This window comes from Variovorax sp. CCNWLW235, assembly GCF_037204085.1.
Classification (GTDB): Bacteria; Pseudomonadota; Gammaproteobacteria; order Burkholderiales; family Burkholderiaceae_C; genus Variovorax.
In genome coordinates this window covers 1-17225 of sequence record NZ_JBBCBW010000007.1, presented here as the reverse complement: position 1 = coordinate 17225, position 17225 = coordinate 1, and the positions used below count along the sequence as shown (strand labels likewise).

The window sequence follows — 17225 nt, the reverse complement described above, 5'->3', positions numbered from 1 at the left end:
GATCAACTCATGACGCTTTGCAGCACTCAATCTCACCGCATCTTTCTGGCTTGCGCTTTCGCAGGCGCCCTGTTGCTCGCAGGCTGCGGCTCCAGCCCCGCCACTGCGCCAGAACTCCCCACCGTCACCCGCATCATGGTGATTCCCGTGGCGCCCATCGACAAGCTGCACACCGAGAACAAGGGCGTTCCGCTCGGCGTGCTGTGGCAGTCGATTGCCGATCGTGTGAAGGGTTCTGAATTCAACGAGCGCATGGAGGCCGTTCGCAAGGACATGGGGCCGAAGATGACGGCGGCGCTGGTGCAGCAACTGAACGCGCTGGGCTACCAGGCGCAAGCGCTCGAAGGTGTCTCGAGGCCCGCGGCTTCGCCGGATCACATCGCCTACGGCAAGCTGCCGACGTCGGAGCCGGTGTTGCATGTCTACTTCAACGAGGTCGGCATGTACTCGGCGCGGTTCTCGACCGACTACGTGCCGCGCGTGAACCTGAGCGTCGACTTGATGACCGGCAGCGACCACGATTCCGTGTACTCCGAAACGATCTACTACGGTGCCGATGCGAGCGGCGAATCTTCCCGCAGCGTGCCGGCAAATGCGCGCGATCGTTGGGGAAGCTTCGGTGAACTGGTTGCGAAGCAGCAGGAGGTCACCCGCAGCTACGACGACGCGGTGAACGCGCTGGCGACCAGGATCGCCAGGAACATTCGGGCGAGCACGGCGCCGCCGCGCTGACCGACTCCGAAAAAAACAAAGGGCACCGAGGTGCCCTTTTTCAATTGCGGGGTAGCTGCTCTACCCGCGCTTCGGCTTAACGGCCGAACGAACGGCCGCCGCCGCCACCGCCGGAGCGGTTGCCACCACCGCCGCCGCCGTAGCCGCCGCCACCCGAGCGGCCACCGCCGCCCGAACGGTTGCCGCCGTAGCCGCCACCGCCGCCGCCCGAACGGCCGCCGCGACCGCGGCCGCCACCCATGTGGTCGACGCTCGTGCGCAACGGATCCGGTTGGCCGTCGCCACCCGCGACCGCTTCGGCGCGCAGGTGCGCAACCTGGTTAGCTTGCGTCGGGCTGTGGCTGTTGCCGTGATGGCGCGGTTGGCGCTCGTCGTGCGGCAGATGATTCTGTTGATGATGCTGGGGCGCGTGGTGCGGTGCGCGCGCCGGGCCTTGCGGTCCACGGCCTTGTGCCGGTCGGCCGCCGCCTTGGCCGCGCGGACCTTGTCCCTGGCCTTGGCCGCCGCCATTGGCGCTGCGGCCCTGACCGCCACCCTGGCCGCCGCGGCGTTGACCGCCGCCGTTGCCGCCACCACCACCGGCGCGCTCGCCGCCGCCCTGGCCGGCCTTGTTTTCGCGAATGCGTTGTAGCATTTCGGTGCGGGCGGCCTTGGCGGCTGCCTGCATCACGTCGCGGCTCGGCGGACGGCCGGCGCCGCCCCAGATCGTCTGGCGACCCATGGCGATGGGCTCGGCGCGCTCGCCTTCTTCAGGGCCGAAGCCTTCGACGAACTGCACCGGGATCGTCTGCTTGGTGAAGCGTTCGATTTCCTGCATGAAGCCTTCTTCGTCCATGCAGACGAAGCTCACGGCCTCGCCGCTCGAACCGGCGCGGCCGGTGCGGCCGATGCGGTGCACGTAGTCTTCGCTGACGTTCGGGATTTCGTAGTTGACGACGTGCGGCAGTTCGTCGATGTCGATGCCGCGGGCTGCGATGTCGGTGGCCACCAGCGCGCGGATGTCGCCGCTCTTGAAGCCGGCCAGCGCCTGCGTGCGTGCGCTCTGGCTCTTGTTGCCGTGCAGCGCCATCGCCTCGATGCCGTTCTTGGTCAGGAACTCGGCCACGCTGTTGGCGCCGAACTTGGTGCGCGTGAACACGAGCACCTGGCTCCACTTGTTCTCGTTGATGATGTGCGCGAGCAGCGCCTTCTTCTTGCCGCGGCCCACCGGGTGGATCACCTGCGTGATGCGCTGCACGGTGGTGTTGCGCGGCGTGACCTGGATGCTTTGCGGGTTCTTGAGCAGCGTGGCGGCCAGGTCGCGGATTTCGTCGCTGAAGGTGGCCGAGAACAGCAGGCTCTGCTTTTCCCGGGGCACCAGCGCGAGGATCTTCTTCACGTCGTGGATGAAGCCCATGTCGAGCATGCGGTCGGCTTCGTCGAGGATCAGCATCTGGACCTGGCTCAGGTCGAGCATGCCTTGCTGCTGCAGGTCGAGCAGGCGGCCGGGGGTGGCCACGAGAATGTCGACACCCTTCTTGAGCTTGCTGATCTGCGGGTTCATGCCCACGCCGCCGAAGATCACGGTGGAGTCGAGCTCCAGGTACTTGCCGTAGGTGCGGACCGACTCTTCGACCTGGGCCGCGAGTTCGCGCGTGGGGGTGAGCACCAGGGCACGAATGCCGATGCCGCCGAACTTGTTGGTGGCGCTGGCGCTCATGCTGAGCTTGTGCAGCATCGGCAGGGTAAAGGCGGCCGTCTTGCCGGTGCCGGTCTGGGCGCCGCCCAGAAGGTCATGGCCTTCGAGAACCGCGGGAATGGCTTGCGCCTGGATGGGGGTGGGGGTGTCGTAACCGTGCTCGTGCACAGCCTTCAAGATGGCGGGGGCCAGCTTCAGTTCGTCAAAATTCATTGGAAACAATAAGCGCCATACACGGCGCAGTGGCATCGGCCCGCTTGGCGTCTTTTGGTAACGCCGAGCCAGTCAAGGCAGATGAAGGTCAGGGGTGGGAGCCGGAAAGTCCGCCCTCGCAAAAGGGTTGGAAAGGGCTTTCTTCGTCCCCGGCAGAGAGCCGGTGCTGCGGGCAACTGGACCCGGCAACGGTGCTTATTGTCGCATGAGTCGATAATCGGTGGTTTGCCGCGTCCGAAAGCTTCTTCGGGCGCCCGCGCTTTCCCCCAATTTCCGCTACCCAAGGTAACTATCCACAGATGGCTCAATACGTCTATTCGATGAACCGTGTCAGCAAGACCGTGCCGCCCAAGCGGCAGCTCTTGAAAGACATTTCGCTCTCTTTCTTCCCTGGCGCCAAGATCGGCGTGCTCGGCCTGAACGGCTCGGGCAAGTCCACGCTGCTCAAGATCATGGCGGGCGTGGACAAGGAGTTCGAGGGCGAGGCGCTGCCCATGCCGGGAATGACGATCGGCTACCTGGAGCAGGAACCCAAGCTCAACCCCGAGCACACCGTGCGCGAATCGGTCGAAGAGTCCATGGGCGCGGTGTTTGCGGCCAAGGCGCGCCTCGAAGAGGTGTACATCGCCTATGGTGCCGAAGACGCCGACTTCGACGCGCTGGCGGCCGAGCAGGCCCAGCTCGAAGCCGTCATTGCCACCGCCGGCACCGATTCCGAGCATCAACTGGAAATTGCGGCCGACGCATTGCGCCTTCCACCGTGGGACGCAAAGATCGGCCTGCTGTCAGGCGGCGAAAAGCGGCGCGTGGCGCTGTGCCGCCTGTTGCTGTCCAAGCCCGACATGCTGCTGCTCGACGAGCCGACCAACCACCTGGACGCCGAATCGGTGGAGTGGCTCGAAGTGTTCCTGCAGCGCTTCACGGGCACCGTGGTGGCCATTACCCACGATCGCTACTTCCTCGACAACGCCGCCGAGTGGATCCTGGAAATGGACCGCGGCCGCGGCATTCCCTGGAAGGGCAACTACAGCACCTGGCTCGAGCAGAAGGGCGAACGCCTGGCGCAGGAGCAGAAGAGCGAAGAAGCTCACGCCAAGGCGCTGAAGAAGGAACTCGAGTGGTCGCGCCAGAACCCGAAGGCTCGCCAGGCCAAGAGCAAATCACGCCTGGCCCGCTTCGAAGAGCTGAGCGACATGGAATACCAGAAGCGCAACGAGACGCAGGAAATCTTCATTCCTGTGGCGGAGCGGCTGGGCCAGCAGGTGTTCGAGTTCCACAACGTCAGCAAGTCCTTCGGCGACCGCATGCTGATCGACAACCTGAGCTTCACTGTGCCGCCGGGCGCCATCGTCGGCATCATCGGCCCGAACGGCGCCGGCAAGTCGACGCTGTTCAAGCTGCTCGCGGGCAAGGAAAAGCCGGATTCGGGCGAGGTCGTCATCGGCCAGACCGTGAAGATGGCCTTCGTCGACCAGCACCGCGACGAGCTGGCGTCCGACAAGACCGTGTGGGAAGACATCTCGAACGGCCTGGACATCATCAACGTCGGCAAGTTCCAGATGGCGAGCCGCGCGTATGCGGGCCGCTTCAACTTCAACGGCGCCGACCAGCAGAAGAAGGTCGGCACGCTGTCGGGCGGTGAACGCGGCCGGTTGCACCTGGCCAAGACGCTTATTGCGGGCGGCAACGTGCTGCTGCTTGACGAACCGTCGAACGACCTGGACGTTGAAACGCTGCGCGCCCTGGAAGATGCACTGCTCGAGTTCGCCGGCACGGTCATGGTCATCAGCCACGACCGCTGGTTCCTCGACCGTATCGCCACGCACATCCTGGCCGCCGAAGGCGACAGCCAATGGACCTTCTTCGACGGTAACTACCAGGAGTACGAAGCCGACAAGAAGAAGCGCCTGGGTGAAGAAGGCGCCAAGCCCAAGCGCATGCGCTACAAGGCTCTGAAGTAACGCTGCCGCGGTGCTTACCAAATGAAACCGCCTTCGGGCGGTTTTTCTTTGCGCCGGGTAGGTCGCGGTGTCACCATGGTGCGGTTCATTCTGTCGAAAGAGGCCGGTCATGACGATGTCGACACGCATCCTCTGGTTCACCGCACCGATATGGCTGGCCGGTTGCGGCGGAGGGAGCGGCGGGGGCGGCAACTTTTCGCTCGCCCCGTTGGGCACGCCGGCCGCGGTCACGACCCCCTCCCCAGCACCGGCGCCTCAACCCGTTCCCGGCGCCACGCCTGCACAGCCTTCCGGCCCGCTCCGCGTGACGGAACTGGCCACCGACCTGTCGAACCCCTGGGGCATGGCTTTTCTGCCGGATGGCCGAATGCTCGTCACTCAGCGCGGCGGTCAACTGCGGCTGCGCAACGCCGATGGCACGCCCGTCAATGGTGGGGCCGACACAGTGTGTTGTGCACCGGTGGTCGATACCGACGGCCAGGGCGGCCTGCTCGACGTGGCGCTCGATCCGGCCTTTGCCAGCAACGGCCGCATCTATCTGAGCTTCGCCGAGCGCGACAGCGCGAACACCGCGCTCAACGGCACGGCCGTGGCACGCGCCCAACTCGATACCGCCAATCGCACGCTGAGCAATGTCACGGTGATCTACCGGCAGGCTCCCAAGGTGAGCGGCAGCAGTGGGCACTACGGCTCACGCCTGGCATTCGACCGCCTGGGCTACCTGTTCGTGACCATGGGCGACCGTCAGATCGACGCGCAGCGCGGATTCGCGCAAGACCTGTCGCGCGGCAACGGCAAGGTGGCACGCCTTACGACGGAGGGCGCCCCGGCGCCCGGCAATCCGGACTTCGGTGTCGCTGGCGCGCAGCCAGAGCTGTGGAGCTACGGCCACCGCAACCCGCAGGGCGCCGCGATGCGGCCGGGCACGGACCAGCTCTGGACCAGCGAGCACGGCCCGCAGGGCGGCGACGAGATCAACCTCACACAGGCAGGCCGCAACTATGGTTGGCCGGTGATCAGCTATGGCCAGGAGTACGGCACCCTCACCCAGGTGGGCGAGGGAACCAGCAAGGCGGGCATGGAGCAGCCCGTGACCTGGTGGGAAAAGATCGACGGCTCGGTCTGGACCCCAGGCACGCAGAAGTCGTCGATCGCGCCGAGCGGAATGGCCTTCTACACCGCGATGAACATCCCGGAGTGGCAGGGTAACCTGTTCGTCGGGGCATTGGCCGGTACCGCGCTCTGGCGGCTCACGCTGAGCGGCGACACTGTCATCGGCCGCGAGCGCCTGCTCGCAAACCGCGGCGAGCGTGTGCGCGATGTTCGCCAGGGCCCGGACGGCTGGCTCTATGTGCTGACCGACAACGGCAAGCTGCTGCGCCTTCAGCGCTGACGGCGCTTTCTCAAGAGATCAAGCTGTGCCCGCGACGCGGGTCGCAGCTTGGAGCGCGCTCCAAGTCAAGCGCTTTCTGTGGATTCTTTCGGCGGCGGCGTGCGGGGCGCGAAGTCGCCCGGCTGCGGCCAGCGCAGCTGCACGCGCCGCTGCACCGTGTGGATGTTGTTGCGCAGCGCATAGAGCTCGTCGGCGTAAGAAAGCGGCACGGCCACCTTGTTCACCACGCGGTCGAGCTCTTCGAGCTCGCTCAGCAATTCCTCGCGTCCGCCTTGCTGCGCATCGATCTTGGCTTCGATGTCGCGCAGCCGCGCATACCAGCGGAACACGCGCCGCCGCACGCGGAACTGGTAAAGCGGCGGCACCACGCGGCTCAGCGGCAGCATCAGCACCAGCAGGCCGCCGAGCACCAGCCACATGCGCTCGATCAGGTTGCTGGCCCAGAACGGAAGATAGCGCTGCCAGAACGGCGGCGTGCCGTTGATGGCGCGGTCGCCCTCGGGGCTCACGGGCAGTTCGCTGGTGCGGGTGTTCGGAAAGTCGCGCGCGCGGTTGAACCAGCCGGCATCGCTGTGCAGGCCTTGGGCGGCCTGCGCGAAGAGCTGCCGCAGCGCCGAGTGCGTTTCGTCGCGCGAAAGCATCGAGGTGGTGGCCGCGAGCAGCGTGACGTCCGAGGGCGGCAGGTCTTTCGACAGGTCGACCACGCCGCGCGGCAGCGTCACTGCCGAAAGAAAGGGAAAGCGCCGCGAATACGCGTCGGCCTGGCCGAAGTCCATCAGCTTGATGTCGGGTGCGCGCAGCAGGCGCTGCACCTGCGGCGACTGCGGCGCCGAAGACAGCACGATGGCATCGAGCAGGCCCGCCTGCAGCGCCTCGGCCGCGGCCGCCTGTTCAAGGTTCGACAGCTGCAGCGCGTCGGCTTCCAGGTGGTTGGCCTTGAAGAGCCTGTCCATGATCTCCGGCAGGCCGCTGCCCGGCATGTCGACGTTCACGCGCAAGCCGCGCAGCTGCGTGAGCGAGGTCAGCGTGGCTGTCTTGCGGTCGATCTTCTGCGCGGTGTCGGCGCGATAGAAGAGCCATATCGGTTCGAAGAAAAGGCTGCCGAGCGATGTGAGGCCGGCTTCTTCGTCGGCCACCGGGTCGGCGCTGCCGCCGCGCACAAAGCCCACGTCGGCGCCGCCGGTTCGCAGCAGCTGCAGGTTCTCGGTCGATCCCGTGGTGGCCTTGAGCTCCACCTCGATGCCGCTGCTCTTGAGCACTTCGGCATAGCGTTTGCCGAACTGCGCGTATGCGCTGCCGGTGGGGCCGGTGGCCAGCGTCACGTGCTTGGGCGGCTGCGGCTGCAGCCACCAGTAGGCGGCAATCAGCACGCCGATCACAAGGAACACGACAGGACCGGCAGAGGCGATCAGGTCGCGTATCGACAGCAGGATCAGCTTCAGCGTCTTGGGCATGGCCATGGGGAGTTCAACCTTTCGTTGCTGCGAGGTCGCCCGCGCAGGGAACATGCAAATCGCCGACGGTGACGGCGCGGGCCGCCAGCACCGCGCGCAAGGTGGCGCGTGCCACTGCTTCGGCCGCCATGGTGCCGAGCACGGTCATGCCGGGCCTGAATTCGGCGCCGGGGCCTTCGAGCGGAACACGGCCGGTGGCCAGCGCAAACAGCGTGTCGCCGTCGCTCATGGTGTGCACCGGGTTGATGGCGCGCGCGAGGCCGTCGTGCGCCACGCTGGCGAGGCGATTGGCCTGCACCTTGGTCAGCACCGCATCGGTCGCGATCACGCCAAGCGTGGTGTTGGTGCCCGCGAGCAGCGGCTTGGGCAGGTCGCCGCGCAAGAGCGCGCGGCGCGTGTCGAGCAGTGCAAGGCCGTCTTCGGTGCGCGCGCCGGCCACGGGCTGCGCGGTGTCGGGGTCGATCACGTCGCCCAGCGCATTGACCGCGATGAGCGCGCCCACCGTCACGCCGCCCACGGTGACAGAGGCCGTGCCGATGCCGCCCTTCATCGCGCGGTGCACGCCGAAGAGCTTGCCCACGAGCGCGCCGCTGCCGGCGCCCACGTTGCCTTCTTCCGGCGCATCTCGGGTGGCCGCCTCGCAGGCTGCATAGCCGGCCGCCGCATCGGGGCGGATGCGCGCATCGCCCATGGGCAGGTCGAACAGCACGGCGGCCGGCACGATGGGCAAGGTGCCAAAGCGCACGTCCATGCCGATGTTGCGTTCCTCGAGCCAGCGCATCGCGCCTTCGGCCGCGGCAAGGCCCCAGGCGCTGCCGCCCGCCAGCATGATGCCGTGCACCTGCTGCACCAGGTTGCCGGGCGCAAGCAGGTCGGTCTCGCGCGTGCCCGGTGCGGCGCCGCGCACGTCGACGCCGGCCACGGCGCCCTCGCGGGCAAGAATCACGGTGCAGCCGGTGGGCCGGCGCGTATCTGAGAAGTGGCCGACTTCGATGCCGGCAACATCGGTGATAGCGCCTGAAGACGAGGAAAGAGAAGAAGGTGCGGATGACGAAGCAGGCATGGCGGCCGATTATGGGACCGCGCCCTCTACGATAGGCGCCATGACAGTTGCAAGAAGTTTCTCCGCGGGCGGTGCTGTGCGCCACGTGGTCGTGATCGGAGCGGGCGCGGTAGGCAGCGCAACCGCCATCGAGGCACTGCGCGCGGGCCTGCGCGTGACGGTGGTGGAGCCCGGCGAACCCGGCGGCCCGCACGCGACGAGCTACGGCAATGCGGGCTGGTTGTCCTCGCATTCGGTGGTGCCGCCCGCATTGCCGGGTGCATGGCGCAAGGTGCCGGGCTGGCTGGCCGATCCGCTGGGGCCGCTGGCGCTGCGTTGGCGCTACCTGCCGAGCGCGTTGCCCTGGCTGCTGCGCTACCTGGCTTCGGGTTGGACCGAGGCACGCGTGCAGCGCACCGCCGACGCATTGCGCACGCTGCTCGCCGACGCGCCGGCGCTGCACGCACGGCTTGCCGCCGAGGCCGGCGTGCCGCAACTCATCGAGCAACGCGGACTGCTGCATGCCTACCGTTCGCGCGAAGAATTCGAGGGCGACGCGCTCGGCTGGCGCGTGCGTGGGCGCACCGGCGTGCAGTGGGAGGAATGGGCAGAGCCGCAGCTGCGGCAGCGCGAGCCCGACCTTGACGCGCGCTACACGCTCGGCATCTTCGTGCCAGAGGCTGGCCACTGCCGCAACCCGGGTGCCTACGTGGCTGCGCTGGCGCAGCATGCACTCAGCGCCGGTGCGCAGCGCGCGGCAACGCGCGCCACGGGTTTTCGCATCGAAGGCGGCCGGCTGCGCGCGGTGTTGACGGAAGCCGGTGAAATCGCCTGCGATGCCGCTGCGGTCTGCGCCGGCGCACGCTCAGGTCCGCTGGCCGCTGCAGCCGGTTCCCCGGTGCCTCTGGAATCGGAGCGCGGCTATCACGTCGTCGTCGAAGGAGCCGCGGTGGGTCCGCGCACACCGACCATGGTGGCCGACGGCAAGCTCATCGCGCACTGGATGGACGGCGGCTTGCGCGCGGCGGGGCAGGTCGAGATCGGCGGGCTCGAAGCCGCGCCCGATTGGCGCCGCGCAGAGATCCTGCACCGGCATCTGCAATCGATGTTCCCCGCGCTCGGCGATCAGGCAGCGGATTCAACCTCGGTGAAGCACTGGCTCGGCCACAGGCCGAGCCTGCCCGATGGCCTGCCATGCATCGGTGCCTCGAAGGCGAGCACCGACGTCGTGCTGGCTTTCGGGCATGGGCACGTTGGCCTGTGCGGGTCTGCGCGCACCGGCAAGCTCGCGGCGCAATTGCTTGCGGGCACAACGCCCGAGACGCCGCTTGCCCCTTTCGACCCTGGCCGCTTCAGCTGACCGGAGCGTTCCCTCGGCGCGGTTCCGCCTCAGCGGTAGCTCTGGTAGACGCGGCTGCCGCCATCGGCGAGCACCAGCAGAACGTCGTAGGGATCGCGCCTGTCCCCGTAGGCGGCGCCGTCCATGCCGGGTGAACCCACCGGCATGCCGGGCACGGCAAGGCCGACGGCTTTCGGCTTTTCACGCAGCAGCCTGTGCACCTCGCGCGCAGGCACGTGGCCTTCGAGCGCATAGCCGCCGACCAGGCCGGTGTGGCACGAGCCCAGCTTGGTGGGAATGCCGAGCCGCGCGCGTGCAGCATCGTTGCCGCTGCCGTGCACGCGGGTTGCGAAGCCGTTCGCGTTGAGGTGCTTCACCCAATCCTGGCAGCAGCCGCAGTTCGGGTCTTTCCAGATTTCAACCATCGGAGCGGCGGCCAATGCGGCCAGGGGCCATGCTGTCGTCGATGCGAGCGCCAGCACCGGGGCGGCGCGCAGAAGCAGGGTTCGTCTTTGCATATCGATTCTCCTCAAGACGCGAGTTGCGCACGGGCCTTGTCGACCCATACCTGCAGGTTGTCGAGCAGGTCTTTCTGGCTGAAGGAACAACTCTCTTCGCTGAACAGGGCGCTCGATTCCAGCCGGTCGAGCAGGTTCAGCAGCACTTCGCCATAGCGCGGCGGCAGAGCCGCAAGCAGTTCGCTGCTTGCGCGCGCCTCGTTCGAGAGTGCGGTGATCGATTCGCCGCGGCCGCTGCGCAGTGCGTCGATCCGCGCGCCGATGGCGTCGAGTTGCAGTGCCGCGCTCATGTGCCGGCCTTTCCGGGCGGCGGCAGCGAAAGGCCGCGCTCGCGCATCAGGTCGCGCAGCACGTCGGGGTAGTCGGTAATGATGCCGTCCACGCCCCAGTCCATGAGCCGCAGCATGTCGGCGCGCTGGTTCACGGTCCAGGGCAGCACCTTGAAGCCGAGCTTCTGCGCTTCCTTGATGGCAGCCGGCGTCAGGTCGGCATAGGCCGGTGACCAGGCCACGGGCGCGCCGGGTTTGCCGGCGGCGGCCTTGACCAGTTGCGGTGTCGAAGCGAAGTCGGCCGCGTTGAGGCCGGCCGTCCAGCGGCTGTCCTTGAGCGTGCGCGGGGAGCTCAGGTAAGCCCGCGGCAACTGAGGCGCAAGCTGGCTGACCAGCGCCAGCGTGCGCCAGTCGAAGCTCTGGATCGTCACCCGGCCGCCCATCTGCGCCTTGTCGATTTCTGCCAGCAGGGCGCGCACCATCGGCTCGGGTGCGGCGGTGTCGTCGGGCCTGGTCGGGTCGATCTTCGTTTCGATATTGAAGCGGACCGTGGCCGCACTTGCGCCGCGTGCGCGCACGTGGTCGAACAGGGCCGCCAGCGTGGGAATGCGCTCGCCGTCGCGCGGCTGCTGCAGCGCGAACTGCTTGCCATAGTTGCTTGCGGGGTTGAGCCGGCCCACGTCGTAGCCCTGAAGCTGCGCCAGCGTCAGCGAACGAACGGCCGGGCCTGTCTTCGATGCAAGCCATGCGCCATTCGCGTCGCGCGTGTGGTCGGCATTGAGCGCGGTGTCGTGCGAGATGACGACCACGCCGTCGGCCGTGAGCCCGATGTCGAGCTCGAGCGTGGTCACGCCCAGGTCGATGGCCCTGGAGAACGCCGCCAGGGTGTTCTCTGGCGCAAGGCCGCGCCCGCCGCGATGGGCCTGCAGCTCGAAGTGCTGCTTGGCCGTGGGAAGAATGGCCGCGCAGCCCGCAATGAGCAATGCGGCGGCGAGCAGTGGGATTTTCATTTCAGCTGTACCTTGATGCCGTCGTCCTGCACGGTGATGTCGCCGATCTCGTAAGTCTTGCGCCCTACCGTGAGCTCGTCCGCGGTAAAGCTGCGCAGCACCTGGCCCTGCAGCAGTTCCTGCGCCACCACCGCGCCCATCTTCTGCAGCCGCTCCGCATCGCGCCCTTCCACGCCCTGCAGCTCGAGCCGTTCGGCCTTGGGCTGGTCGAGCCGCAGCGCGCGCGTGGCGGCGTCGTAGCGCAGCGCGCTGCTGACCGAGACCACGCCCTGCACGGGCGATGTGGCCAGCAGGGGGCTCGCAATGGTCAGCGTGGCGGTGATGGCCGCTCGGTTGCCTCGTGCGTCCAGGCCCAGCTGCGGGTCGCGCAGGCCGACCATGAAGATCTCGGCATAACGCTCGGCCACCGGAAAGCGCTTGGCGATCTGCGTTTGCAGCTCATCGCGGGTCGCGGTGTATTCGCTGGTAAAGAAGTTGAAGCCGGCCAGCGCCGAGAGCGGCGACTGCAGGGCCGCGGCGCCCAATAGCGTGCGCAGCATCCAGCGGCGGGAGGTGAAGGGCAGGGGGCGGATTTGCATACTTCTCGGAGCTTGCCACAGCCTGCATGGTTCCGGCCAGCTGCGGGGGGCCGACAGATGCGGGGCGCTGCAGGGTCCCCGCGCTGCTATGCAAACAGGAAAATCTCCTACGCCGCGGCGGCGCCTGGCGGGCCAGGTTCAAGTCTTCAGCCAAAAAAGACGAACAAGAAACGAACGATGCCCGGTGCCACGCGAATCGGAATTTCTGGCTGGCGCTATGCACCATGGCGGGGCCGTTTTTACCCGAAAGGCCTGGCGCAGCGCCTCGAGCTCGACTTTGCCTCGCGCATGCTCCCCACCATCGAGATCAACGGCTCGTTCTATTCGCTGCAGCGCCTCGTGTCGTACCAGGCGTGGCATGACGCGACGCCCGACGATTTTGTTTTTGCGGTGAAGGGGCCGCGCTACGTCACGCACAACCTGCGGCTCAAGGAGCCGCGTACCGCGCTGGCCAACTTCTTTGCCTCGGGCGTGTTCGCGCTGCGCGGCAAGCTGGGGCCGATCCTGTGGCAGTTGCCGCCGTCCTTCGTCTACAACGCCGATCGGCTCGAGGAGTTTCTGGCGCTCTTGCCGCGGGACGGCCGGTCTGCCCTTGCGCTGGCGCGGCAACACAACGAAAAGCTGGATGACGACCGCGCGTTTCTGAAGGTGCCTGCAAAGCTGCAGATCCGGCACGCCATGGAGGTGCGGCATGCGAGCTTTGAGAACCCGGACTTCATCGCGATGCTGCGCCGCCACGGTGTTGCGCTGGTCGTTGCCGACACCGCAGGGCGCTGGCCCCTGCTCGAAGACCTTTGCGCCGATTTCGTCTACATGCGGCTGCACGGCGACAAGGAGCTCTACGCCAGCGGCTATAGCGACGAGGCACTCGACCGCTGGGCCGAGCGCATCGAGGCCTGGCGCAACGGGCGGCAGGTCACGGACGCAAGGCTGGCCGACCCCTCGCGCCTGCTCTCACGCAAGAAGGGGCGCGACGTGTACTGCTATTTCGACAACGACGTGAAGGTGCATGCACCGTACGACGCTGCGCACCTGGCGGCCCGGCTCGGCGTGGAGACCGGCATCGGGCCCGACGACAACTTCGATCCGCCACCTGGAATGGTGGTGGGCAAGCGTGCGAAGGCGCGGGCGCGCAAGTAGCGAAAGCTTTCCGCCTCAGTCGTGCAGCGACGAGAGAAACTGCTTCAGCTCGGGCGTTTGCGGGTTGCCGAACAGCTCCGCCGGCGGACCCATCTCATGCACGCGGCCCTGGTGCATGAAGATGAGCCGGTCGCTCACCTTGCGCGCAAAGCTCATCTCGTGCGTGACCATCAGAAGCGTCATGCCTTCATCGGCCAGCGACTCCACCACGCGCAGCACGTCGCCGACCAGTTCGGGGTCGAGCGCGGAGGTGATCTCGTCGCACAGCAACACCGCCGGCTCCATTGCCAGCGCGCGTGCAATGGCCACGCGCTGTTGCTGGCCGCCCGAAAGCTGGTCGGGCATGGCGTCGAACTTCTCGGCCAGGCCCACCCGGTCGAGCAGCTTGCGCGCTTGCGAGGCCGCTTCCAGGCTGCTGCGCTTTTTCACCAGCGTGGGCGCGAGCATCACGTTCTTGCCGACGGTGAGGTGCGGAAACAGGTTGAAGCTCTGGAAGATCATGCCCACGCGCTGGCGCAGCTCGCGCATGGCCATGGCGCTCTCGTGCAGCAGCGGCTTGCCGTCGACCGTGAGCGAGCCTTCCTGGAACACCTCGAGCCCGTTGATGCAGCGCAGCAGCGTGCTCTTGCCCGAGCCGCTCTTGCCGATGATGGCGATGACCTCGCCGCGCTTCACTTCAAGGTCGATGCCCTTGAGCACCTCGTTGGCGCCGTACGATTTGCGCAGCGCGGTCACGCGCACGATCGGCGCGGCGGAGGTCTGGGGGTCAAGCACGGCGGCCATGGGATTTCCTCTCGAGGTTCTTGGCGTACAGGCTTACCGGAAAGCACAGCACAAAGTAAAGCAGCGCCACGCAGCTGAACACCACAAAGGGCTGGAAGGTGGCGTTCGAAATCATGCTGCCGGCCTTGGTGAGCTCGACAAAGCCGATCACCGAGGCGAGCGCCGTGCCCTTGATCACCTGCACCAGAAAGCCCACCGTCGGCGCAATGGCGATCTTCACGGCCTGCGGCAGGATCACATGGCGCATCTGCTCGGCAAAGCTCAGCGCCAGGCTGCCCGAGGCTTCCCACTGACCCTTGGGAATGGAGGCCACGCAGCCGCGCCAGATTTCGGTGAGAAAGGCGCTGGTGTAGAGCGTGAGCGCCACGCTGGCCGCAGTCCACGCAGACACGTCGACACCGAACAGCGCAATGCCGAAGTAGGCAAGAAACAGCTGCATGAGCAGCGGCGTGCCCTGGAAAAGCTGCACGTACAGGCCGACGGCGCGATTCATGATGCTGCCCCCGCGCAAGCGCAGGAACAACAGCAGGCCGCCCACCAGCCCGCCGCCGATGAAGGCGATGAGCGACAACACGACGGTCCAGCGCAGCGCCATGAGCAGGTTGCGCAGGATGTCCCAGAGAGAAAAATCGACCATGTGGTTTTCCTCTTCTTTCAACGGCCGAAGAAGAACTTCGGCCCGGCCCAGTTGAGCAGCCGGCGCAGGCTCACGGCAAGCGCCAGGTACACCAGCGTGGCGATGATGAAGGCCTCGAACGCGCGGAAGTTGCGGCTCTGGATGAGATTGGCCGCGTAGCTCAGCTCTTCGGTGGAAATCTGCCCGCACACCGCGGAGCCCAGCATCACGATGATGATCTGGCTCACCATGGCGGGCCATACCTTCTTGAGCGCCGGCGGCAAGATGACGCGGGTGAACACCTGCACCTTGTTGAGCGCCAGGCTCACGGCCGCTTCGATCTGCCCCTTGGGCGTGGCCTCGATGCCGGCGCGAATGATTTCGGTGGCGTAGGCGCCGAGGTTCAGCACCATCGCAATCACGGAAGCCGTCTCCGGCGTGAGCTTGACGCCCGCCGCGGGCAGCCCGAAGAAGATGAAGAACAGCTGCACGATGAAGGGCGTGTTGCGGATCAACTCTACATAGCTGCCGACGAGCCAGCGAAGCCATGCAGGCCCGCTGGCGCGCGCCCAGGCGCAGGCCACGCCCACGGCCATGCCGATGAGGGTGGCGATGGCCGTGAGGCCCACCGTCCAGGCCACCCCTTTGGCGAGCAGCCGCCAATCGACAAGAACTGCACCGAAGTCGAATTCCATGGCCGCGCCTTCTTTACTCGTGGGAGGTCAGCGGGCGATCAGACTGGCAGGTCGCCGGCGGCCTTGCCGAGCCACTTCTTGGACATGGTGTCCAGCGTGCCGTCCTTCTTGGCGGCGGCAATGATCTCGTTGACCTTGGCCTTCAATGCGGTTTCGCCTTTGGCAACGCCGACGAAGCAGGGGCTGTCTTTCAGCAGCAGCTTGAATTCAGCGCTCACCTTCGGGTTCTTGGCGAGCATGTCGCCCGCCACCGCCGCGCTGGTTGCAAGGGTTTGCGTCTGGCCGGCCACGAAGGCGGCGATGGTCGCGTTGTTGTCCTCGAAGCGGCGGTAGTCGACGTTGGGCGGCGCCACCTTGTTCAGCTCCTGGTCTTCCATGGCACCGCGCGTCACGGCCACGGTCTTGCCTGCCATGTCGGCAAAGCTGGTGAGCTTCATGCTCTTGGCTGCATACACGGCCTGGAAGAAGGGGGCGTAGGCGGAAGAGAACTCGATGACCTTCTCGCGCTCGGCGTTCTTGCCAAGCGTCGAAATCACGAGGTCGGCCTTGCGTGTCTGCAGGTAGGGAATGCGGTTGGCGCTGGTCACGGGCACCAGCTCGACCTTCACGCCCAGCTTGGCGGCAATGAGCTCGGCCATTTCAACGTCCAGGCCCTGGGGCTTCATGTTCTTGTCGACCGAGCCGTACGGCGGGTAGTCGGTCGGCACGGCGATCTTGATGGTCTTGGCCTTCAGCACGTTATCCAGGGCGTTCTGGGCCTGGGCGGTGCCGGCTGCGGCCAGCATGGCAACGGAAGCAAGCGCGAGCGTGAGGTGGCGTTTGGACGAAGAGAAAGTCATAGCAGGGCTCCTAGGTAAGTCGAAGAATCGGTGTCATTGGGAGAAGACGCGGCCGCCTTGCGCCGCTTTGGCCTGGCCGCGGTGTTCTGTTGCAGCGGCGCCAGCGCATCGCGCAGTTGCGCAAGGGGATCGGTCGGCGCCTGCACACGCAGTGCGGACTGCACGGTGCCGATATGCGCAGCCATCAGGGCTTCGGCGGCGGCGTGGTCGCCCCGTTCGAGTGCGGCAACGATCTGCACGTGGTCTTCGCACGACTGCACTGCATCGTGCGTGCTTTGGTAAAGCATGGCGATCAGCGTGGTGCGCGCGGTGAAGTCGCGCAGCGTGTCGGCCAGCAGCGTGTTGCCCAGGCATTCGGCCAGGCACACATGAAAGTCGCCCAGAAGAAAGCTGCGGTTCCCGACGTCGCTTTCCTTCAGCGCCGCCTTTTCACGCTGAAGGTGCGCCTTCAGCTGGCGCAGCGCGGTCTTGTCGATCTTGCCGGTGCTGCCCGTACTGCGGATCAGGCCAAGCTCGATGACGCGGCGCGCCTCGAAGGCTTCACGCGCTTCTTCCTGCGAAGGCTCGATAACGAACCAGCCGCGCCGTGCGCTCACCGTCACGATGCCGCGCGCTGCCAGGCGGGTGAGGGCCTCGCGCACGATGGTGCGGCTGCAGTCGAAGAGCATGGCCAGTTGCTGTTCGCCCAGGCGCGAACCGGGGGCGAGCTTCTGCGCCATCACCGCTTCGACGATGCGTGCACTGATTTCGGATGCGGATGTAGACATTGGTCTGCATACCAGCAGCTTTTGTGCCAACTGGTATGCAAGATATGTGCACCGAAATGGGTTTGCGCTGCATGCCGGTGGTGCGTGGAGCTTGGTTCGAGGCGCTTGTTTTGGGCGCCGCTGTTCGGGGCGGCGCACCCGCCGACGGGGTACCTTTCTCCGCGAATGTCCCCCGGCCTGCGGCCTCCTCCTTTATTT

17 protein-coding genes are annotated in these 17225 nt (G+C 66.6%); 5 read left to right on the top strand and 12 right to left on the bottom strand.

Annotated features, from left to right (window positions below; all coding sequences use genetic code 11):
• Positions 1-9: 9 nt before the first annotated feature.
• Positions 10-732, top strand: a complete 723-nt coding sequence (locus V9L21_RS10285; RefSeq protein WP_337311519.1) for a hypothetical protein — start codon at positions 10-12, stop codon at positions 730-732.
• Between the two features lie 76 nt (positions 733-808).
• Here V9L21_RS10285 and V9L21_RS10280 read toward each other — a convergent pair whose 3' ends face one another.
• Positions 809-2623 (bottom strand): DEAD/DEAH box helicase, encoded by a 1815-nt coding sequence (locus V9L21_RS10280; protein ID WP_337311517.1) that lies wholly within the window; start codon positions 2621-2623, stop codon positions 809-811.
• A 299-nt stretch (positions 2624-2922) separates the two neighbouring features.
• On the opposite strand from V9L21_RS10280, the gene ettA reads away from it, so the two are divergent.
• Positions 2923-4584, top strand: coding sequence for an energy-dependent translational throttle protein EttA (ettA, locus tag V9L21_RS10275; protein WP_337311515.1), 1662 nt, complete (start codon positions 2923-2925; stop codon positions 4582-4584).
• A 109-nt stretch (positions 4585-4693) separates the two neighbouring features.
• A complete protein-coding gene (locus tag V9L21_RS10270; RefSeq protein ID WP_337311513.1) occupies positions 4694-5977 on the top strand; it encodes a PQQ-dependent sugar dehydrogenase in 1284 nt (427 codons plus the stop codon).
• Between the two features lie 65 nt (positions 5978-6042).
• Here V9L21_RS10270 and V9L21_RS10265 read toward each other — a convergent pair whose 3' ends face one another.
• Positions 6043-7437 carry a TAXI family TRAP transporter solute-binding subunit gene (locus tag V9L21_RS10265; protein WP_337311511.1) on the bottom strand — a complete coding sequence of 465 codons (1395 nt, stop codon included), beginning with the start codon at positions 7435-7437 and terminating at the stop codon, positions 6043-6045.
• Between the two features lie 7 nt (positions 7438-7444).
• Entirely contained in the window at positions 7445-8494 is a 1050-nt protein-coding gene (locus V9L21_RS10260) for a P1 family peptidase (protein WP_337311509.1), read from the bottom strand.
• A gap of 40 nt (positions 8495-8534) precedes the next feature.
• On the opposite strand from V9L21_RS10260, the gene V9L21_RS10255 reads away from it, so the two are divergent.
• Positions 8535-9833 (top strand): NAD(P)/FAD-dependent oxidoreductase, encoded by a 1299-nt coding sequence (locus tag V9L21_RS10255; protein ID WP_337311507.1) that lies wholly within the window; start codon positions 8535-8537, stop codon positions 9831-9833.
• Positions 9834-9862: 29 nt separating this feature from the next.
• Here the strand turns inward: V9L21_RS10255 and V9L21_RS10250 are convergent, their stop codons facing one another.
• From V9L21_RS10250 to V9L21_RS10235, 4 genes are read right to left on the bottom strand one after another with little or no spacing between them, the layout of a single operon-like run.
• Positions 9863-10330, bottom strand: a complete 468-nt coding sequence (locus V9L21_RS10250; RefSeq protein ID WP_337311505.1) for a DUF411 domain-containing protein — start codon at positions 10328-10330, stop codon at positions 9863-9865.
• Positions 10331-10341: 11 nt separating this feature from the next.
• On the bottom strand, positions 10342-10620 hold the full coding sequence (locus V9L21_RS10245) for a hypothetical protein (protein ID WP_337311503.1): 279 nt from the start codon (positions 10618-10620) through the stop codon (positions 10342-10344).
• The gene (locus tag V9L21_RS10240) at positions 10617-11609 is read right to left on the bottom strand and encodes a glycerophosphodiester phosphodiesterase (protein WP_337311501.1); all 993 of its coding nucleotides are present in this window, start codon (positions 11607-11609) and stop codon (positions 10617-10619) included. The genes V9L21_RS10245 and V9L21_RS10240 overlap by 4 nt, the downstream gene beginning before the upstream one ends.
• Positions 11606-12187, bottom strand: coding sequence for a DUF1439 domain-containing protein (locus V9L21_RS10235; protein WP_337311499.1), 582 nt, complete (start codon positions 12185-12187; stop codon positions 11606-11608). The genes V9L21_RS10240 and V9L21_RS10235 overlap by 4 nt, the downstream gene beginning before the upstream one ends.
• A gap of 177 nt (positions 12188-12364) precedes the next feature.
• Between V9L21_RS10235 and V9L21_RS10230 the strand changes: the two genes are divergently transcribed.
• Positions 12365-13327 (top strand): DUF72 domain-containing protein, encoded by a 963-nt coding sequence (locus V9L21_RS10230; protein WP_337311497.1) that lies wholly within the window; start codon positions 12365-12367, stop codon positions 13325-13327.
• A gap of 15 nt (positions 13328-13342) precedes the next feature.
• Here the strand turns inward: V9L21_RS10230 and V9L21_RS10225 are convergent, their stop codons facing one another.
• The 5 genes from V9L21_RS10225 to V9L21_RS10205 are packed head-to-tail and all read right to left on the bottom strand — an operon-like array spanning position 13343 to position 17027.
• Positions 13343-14110: an amino acid ABC transporter ATP-binding protein gene (locus V9L21_RS10225; RefSeq protein ID WP_337311496.1), complete on the bottom strand. Its 768-nt coding sequence runs from the start codon at positions 14108-14110 to the stop codon at positions 13343-13345.
• Positions 14094-14747, bottom strand: coding sequence for an amino acid ABC transporter permease (locus V9L21_RS10220; RefSeq protein WP_157614875.1), 654 nt, complete (start codon positions 14745-14747; stop codon positions 14094-14096). The genes V9L21_RS10225 and V9L21_RS10220 overlap by 17 nt, the downstream gene beginning before the upstream one ends.
• Positions 14748-14764: 17 nt before the next feature.
• A complete protein-coding gene (locus V9L21_RS10215) occupies positions 14765-15421 on the bottom strand; it encodes an amino acid ABC transporter permease (protein ID WP_337311492.1) in 657 nt (218 codons plus the stop codon).
• A gap of 38 nt (positions 15422-15459) precedes the next feature.
• Entirely contained in the window at positions 15460-16260 is an 801-nt protein-coding gene (locus V9L21_RS10210) for a transporter substrate-binding domain-containing protein (RefSeq protein ID WP_337311490.1), read from the bottom strand.
• Positions 16257-17027 carry a GntR family transcriptional regulator gene (locus tag V9L21_RS10205; protein ID WP_337311488.1) on the bottom strand — a complete coding sequence of 257 codons (771 nt, stop codon included), beginning with the start codon at positions 17025-17027 and terminating at the stop codon, positions 16257-16259. Before V9L21_RS10205 ends, V9L21_RS10210 begins: the two co-directional genes overlap by 4 nt.
• Positions 17028-17225: the final 198 nt, after the last annotated feature.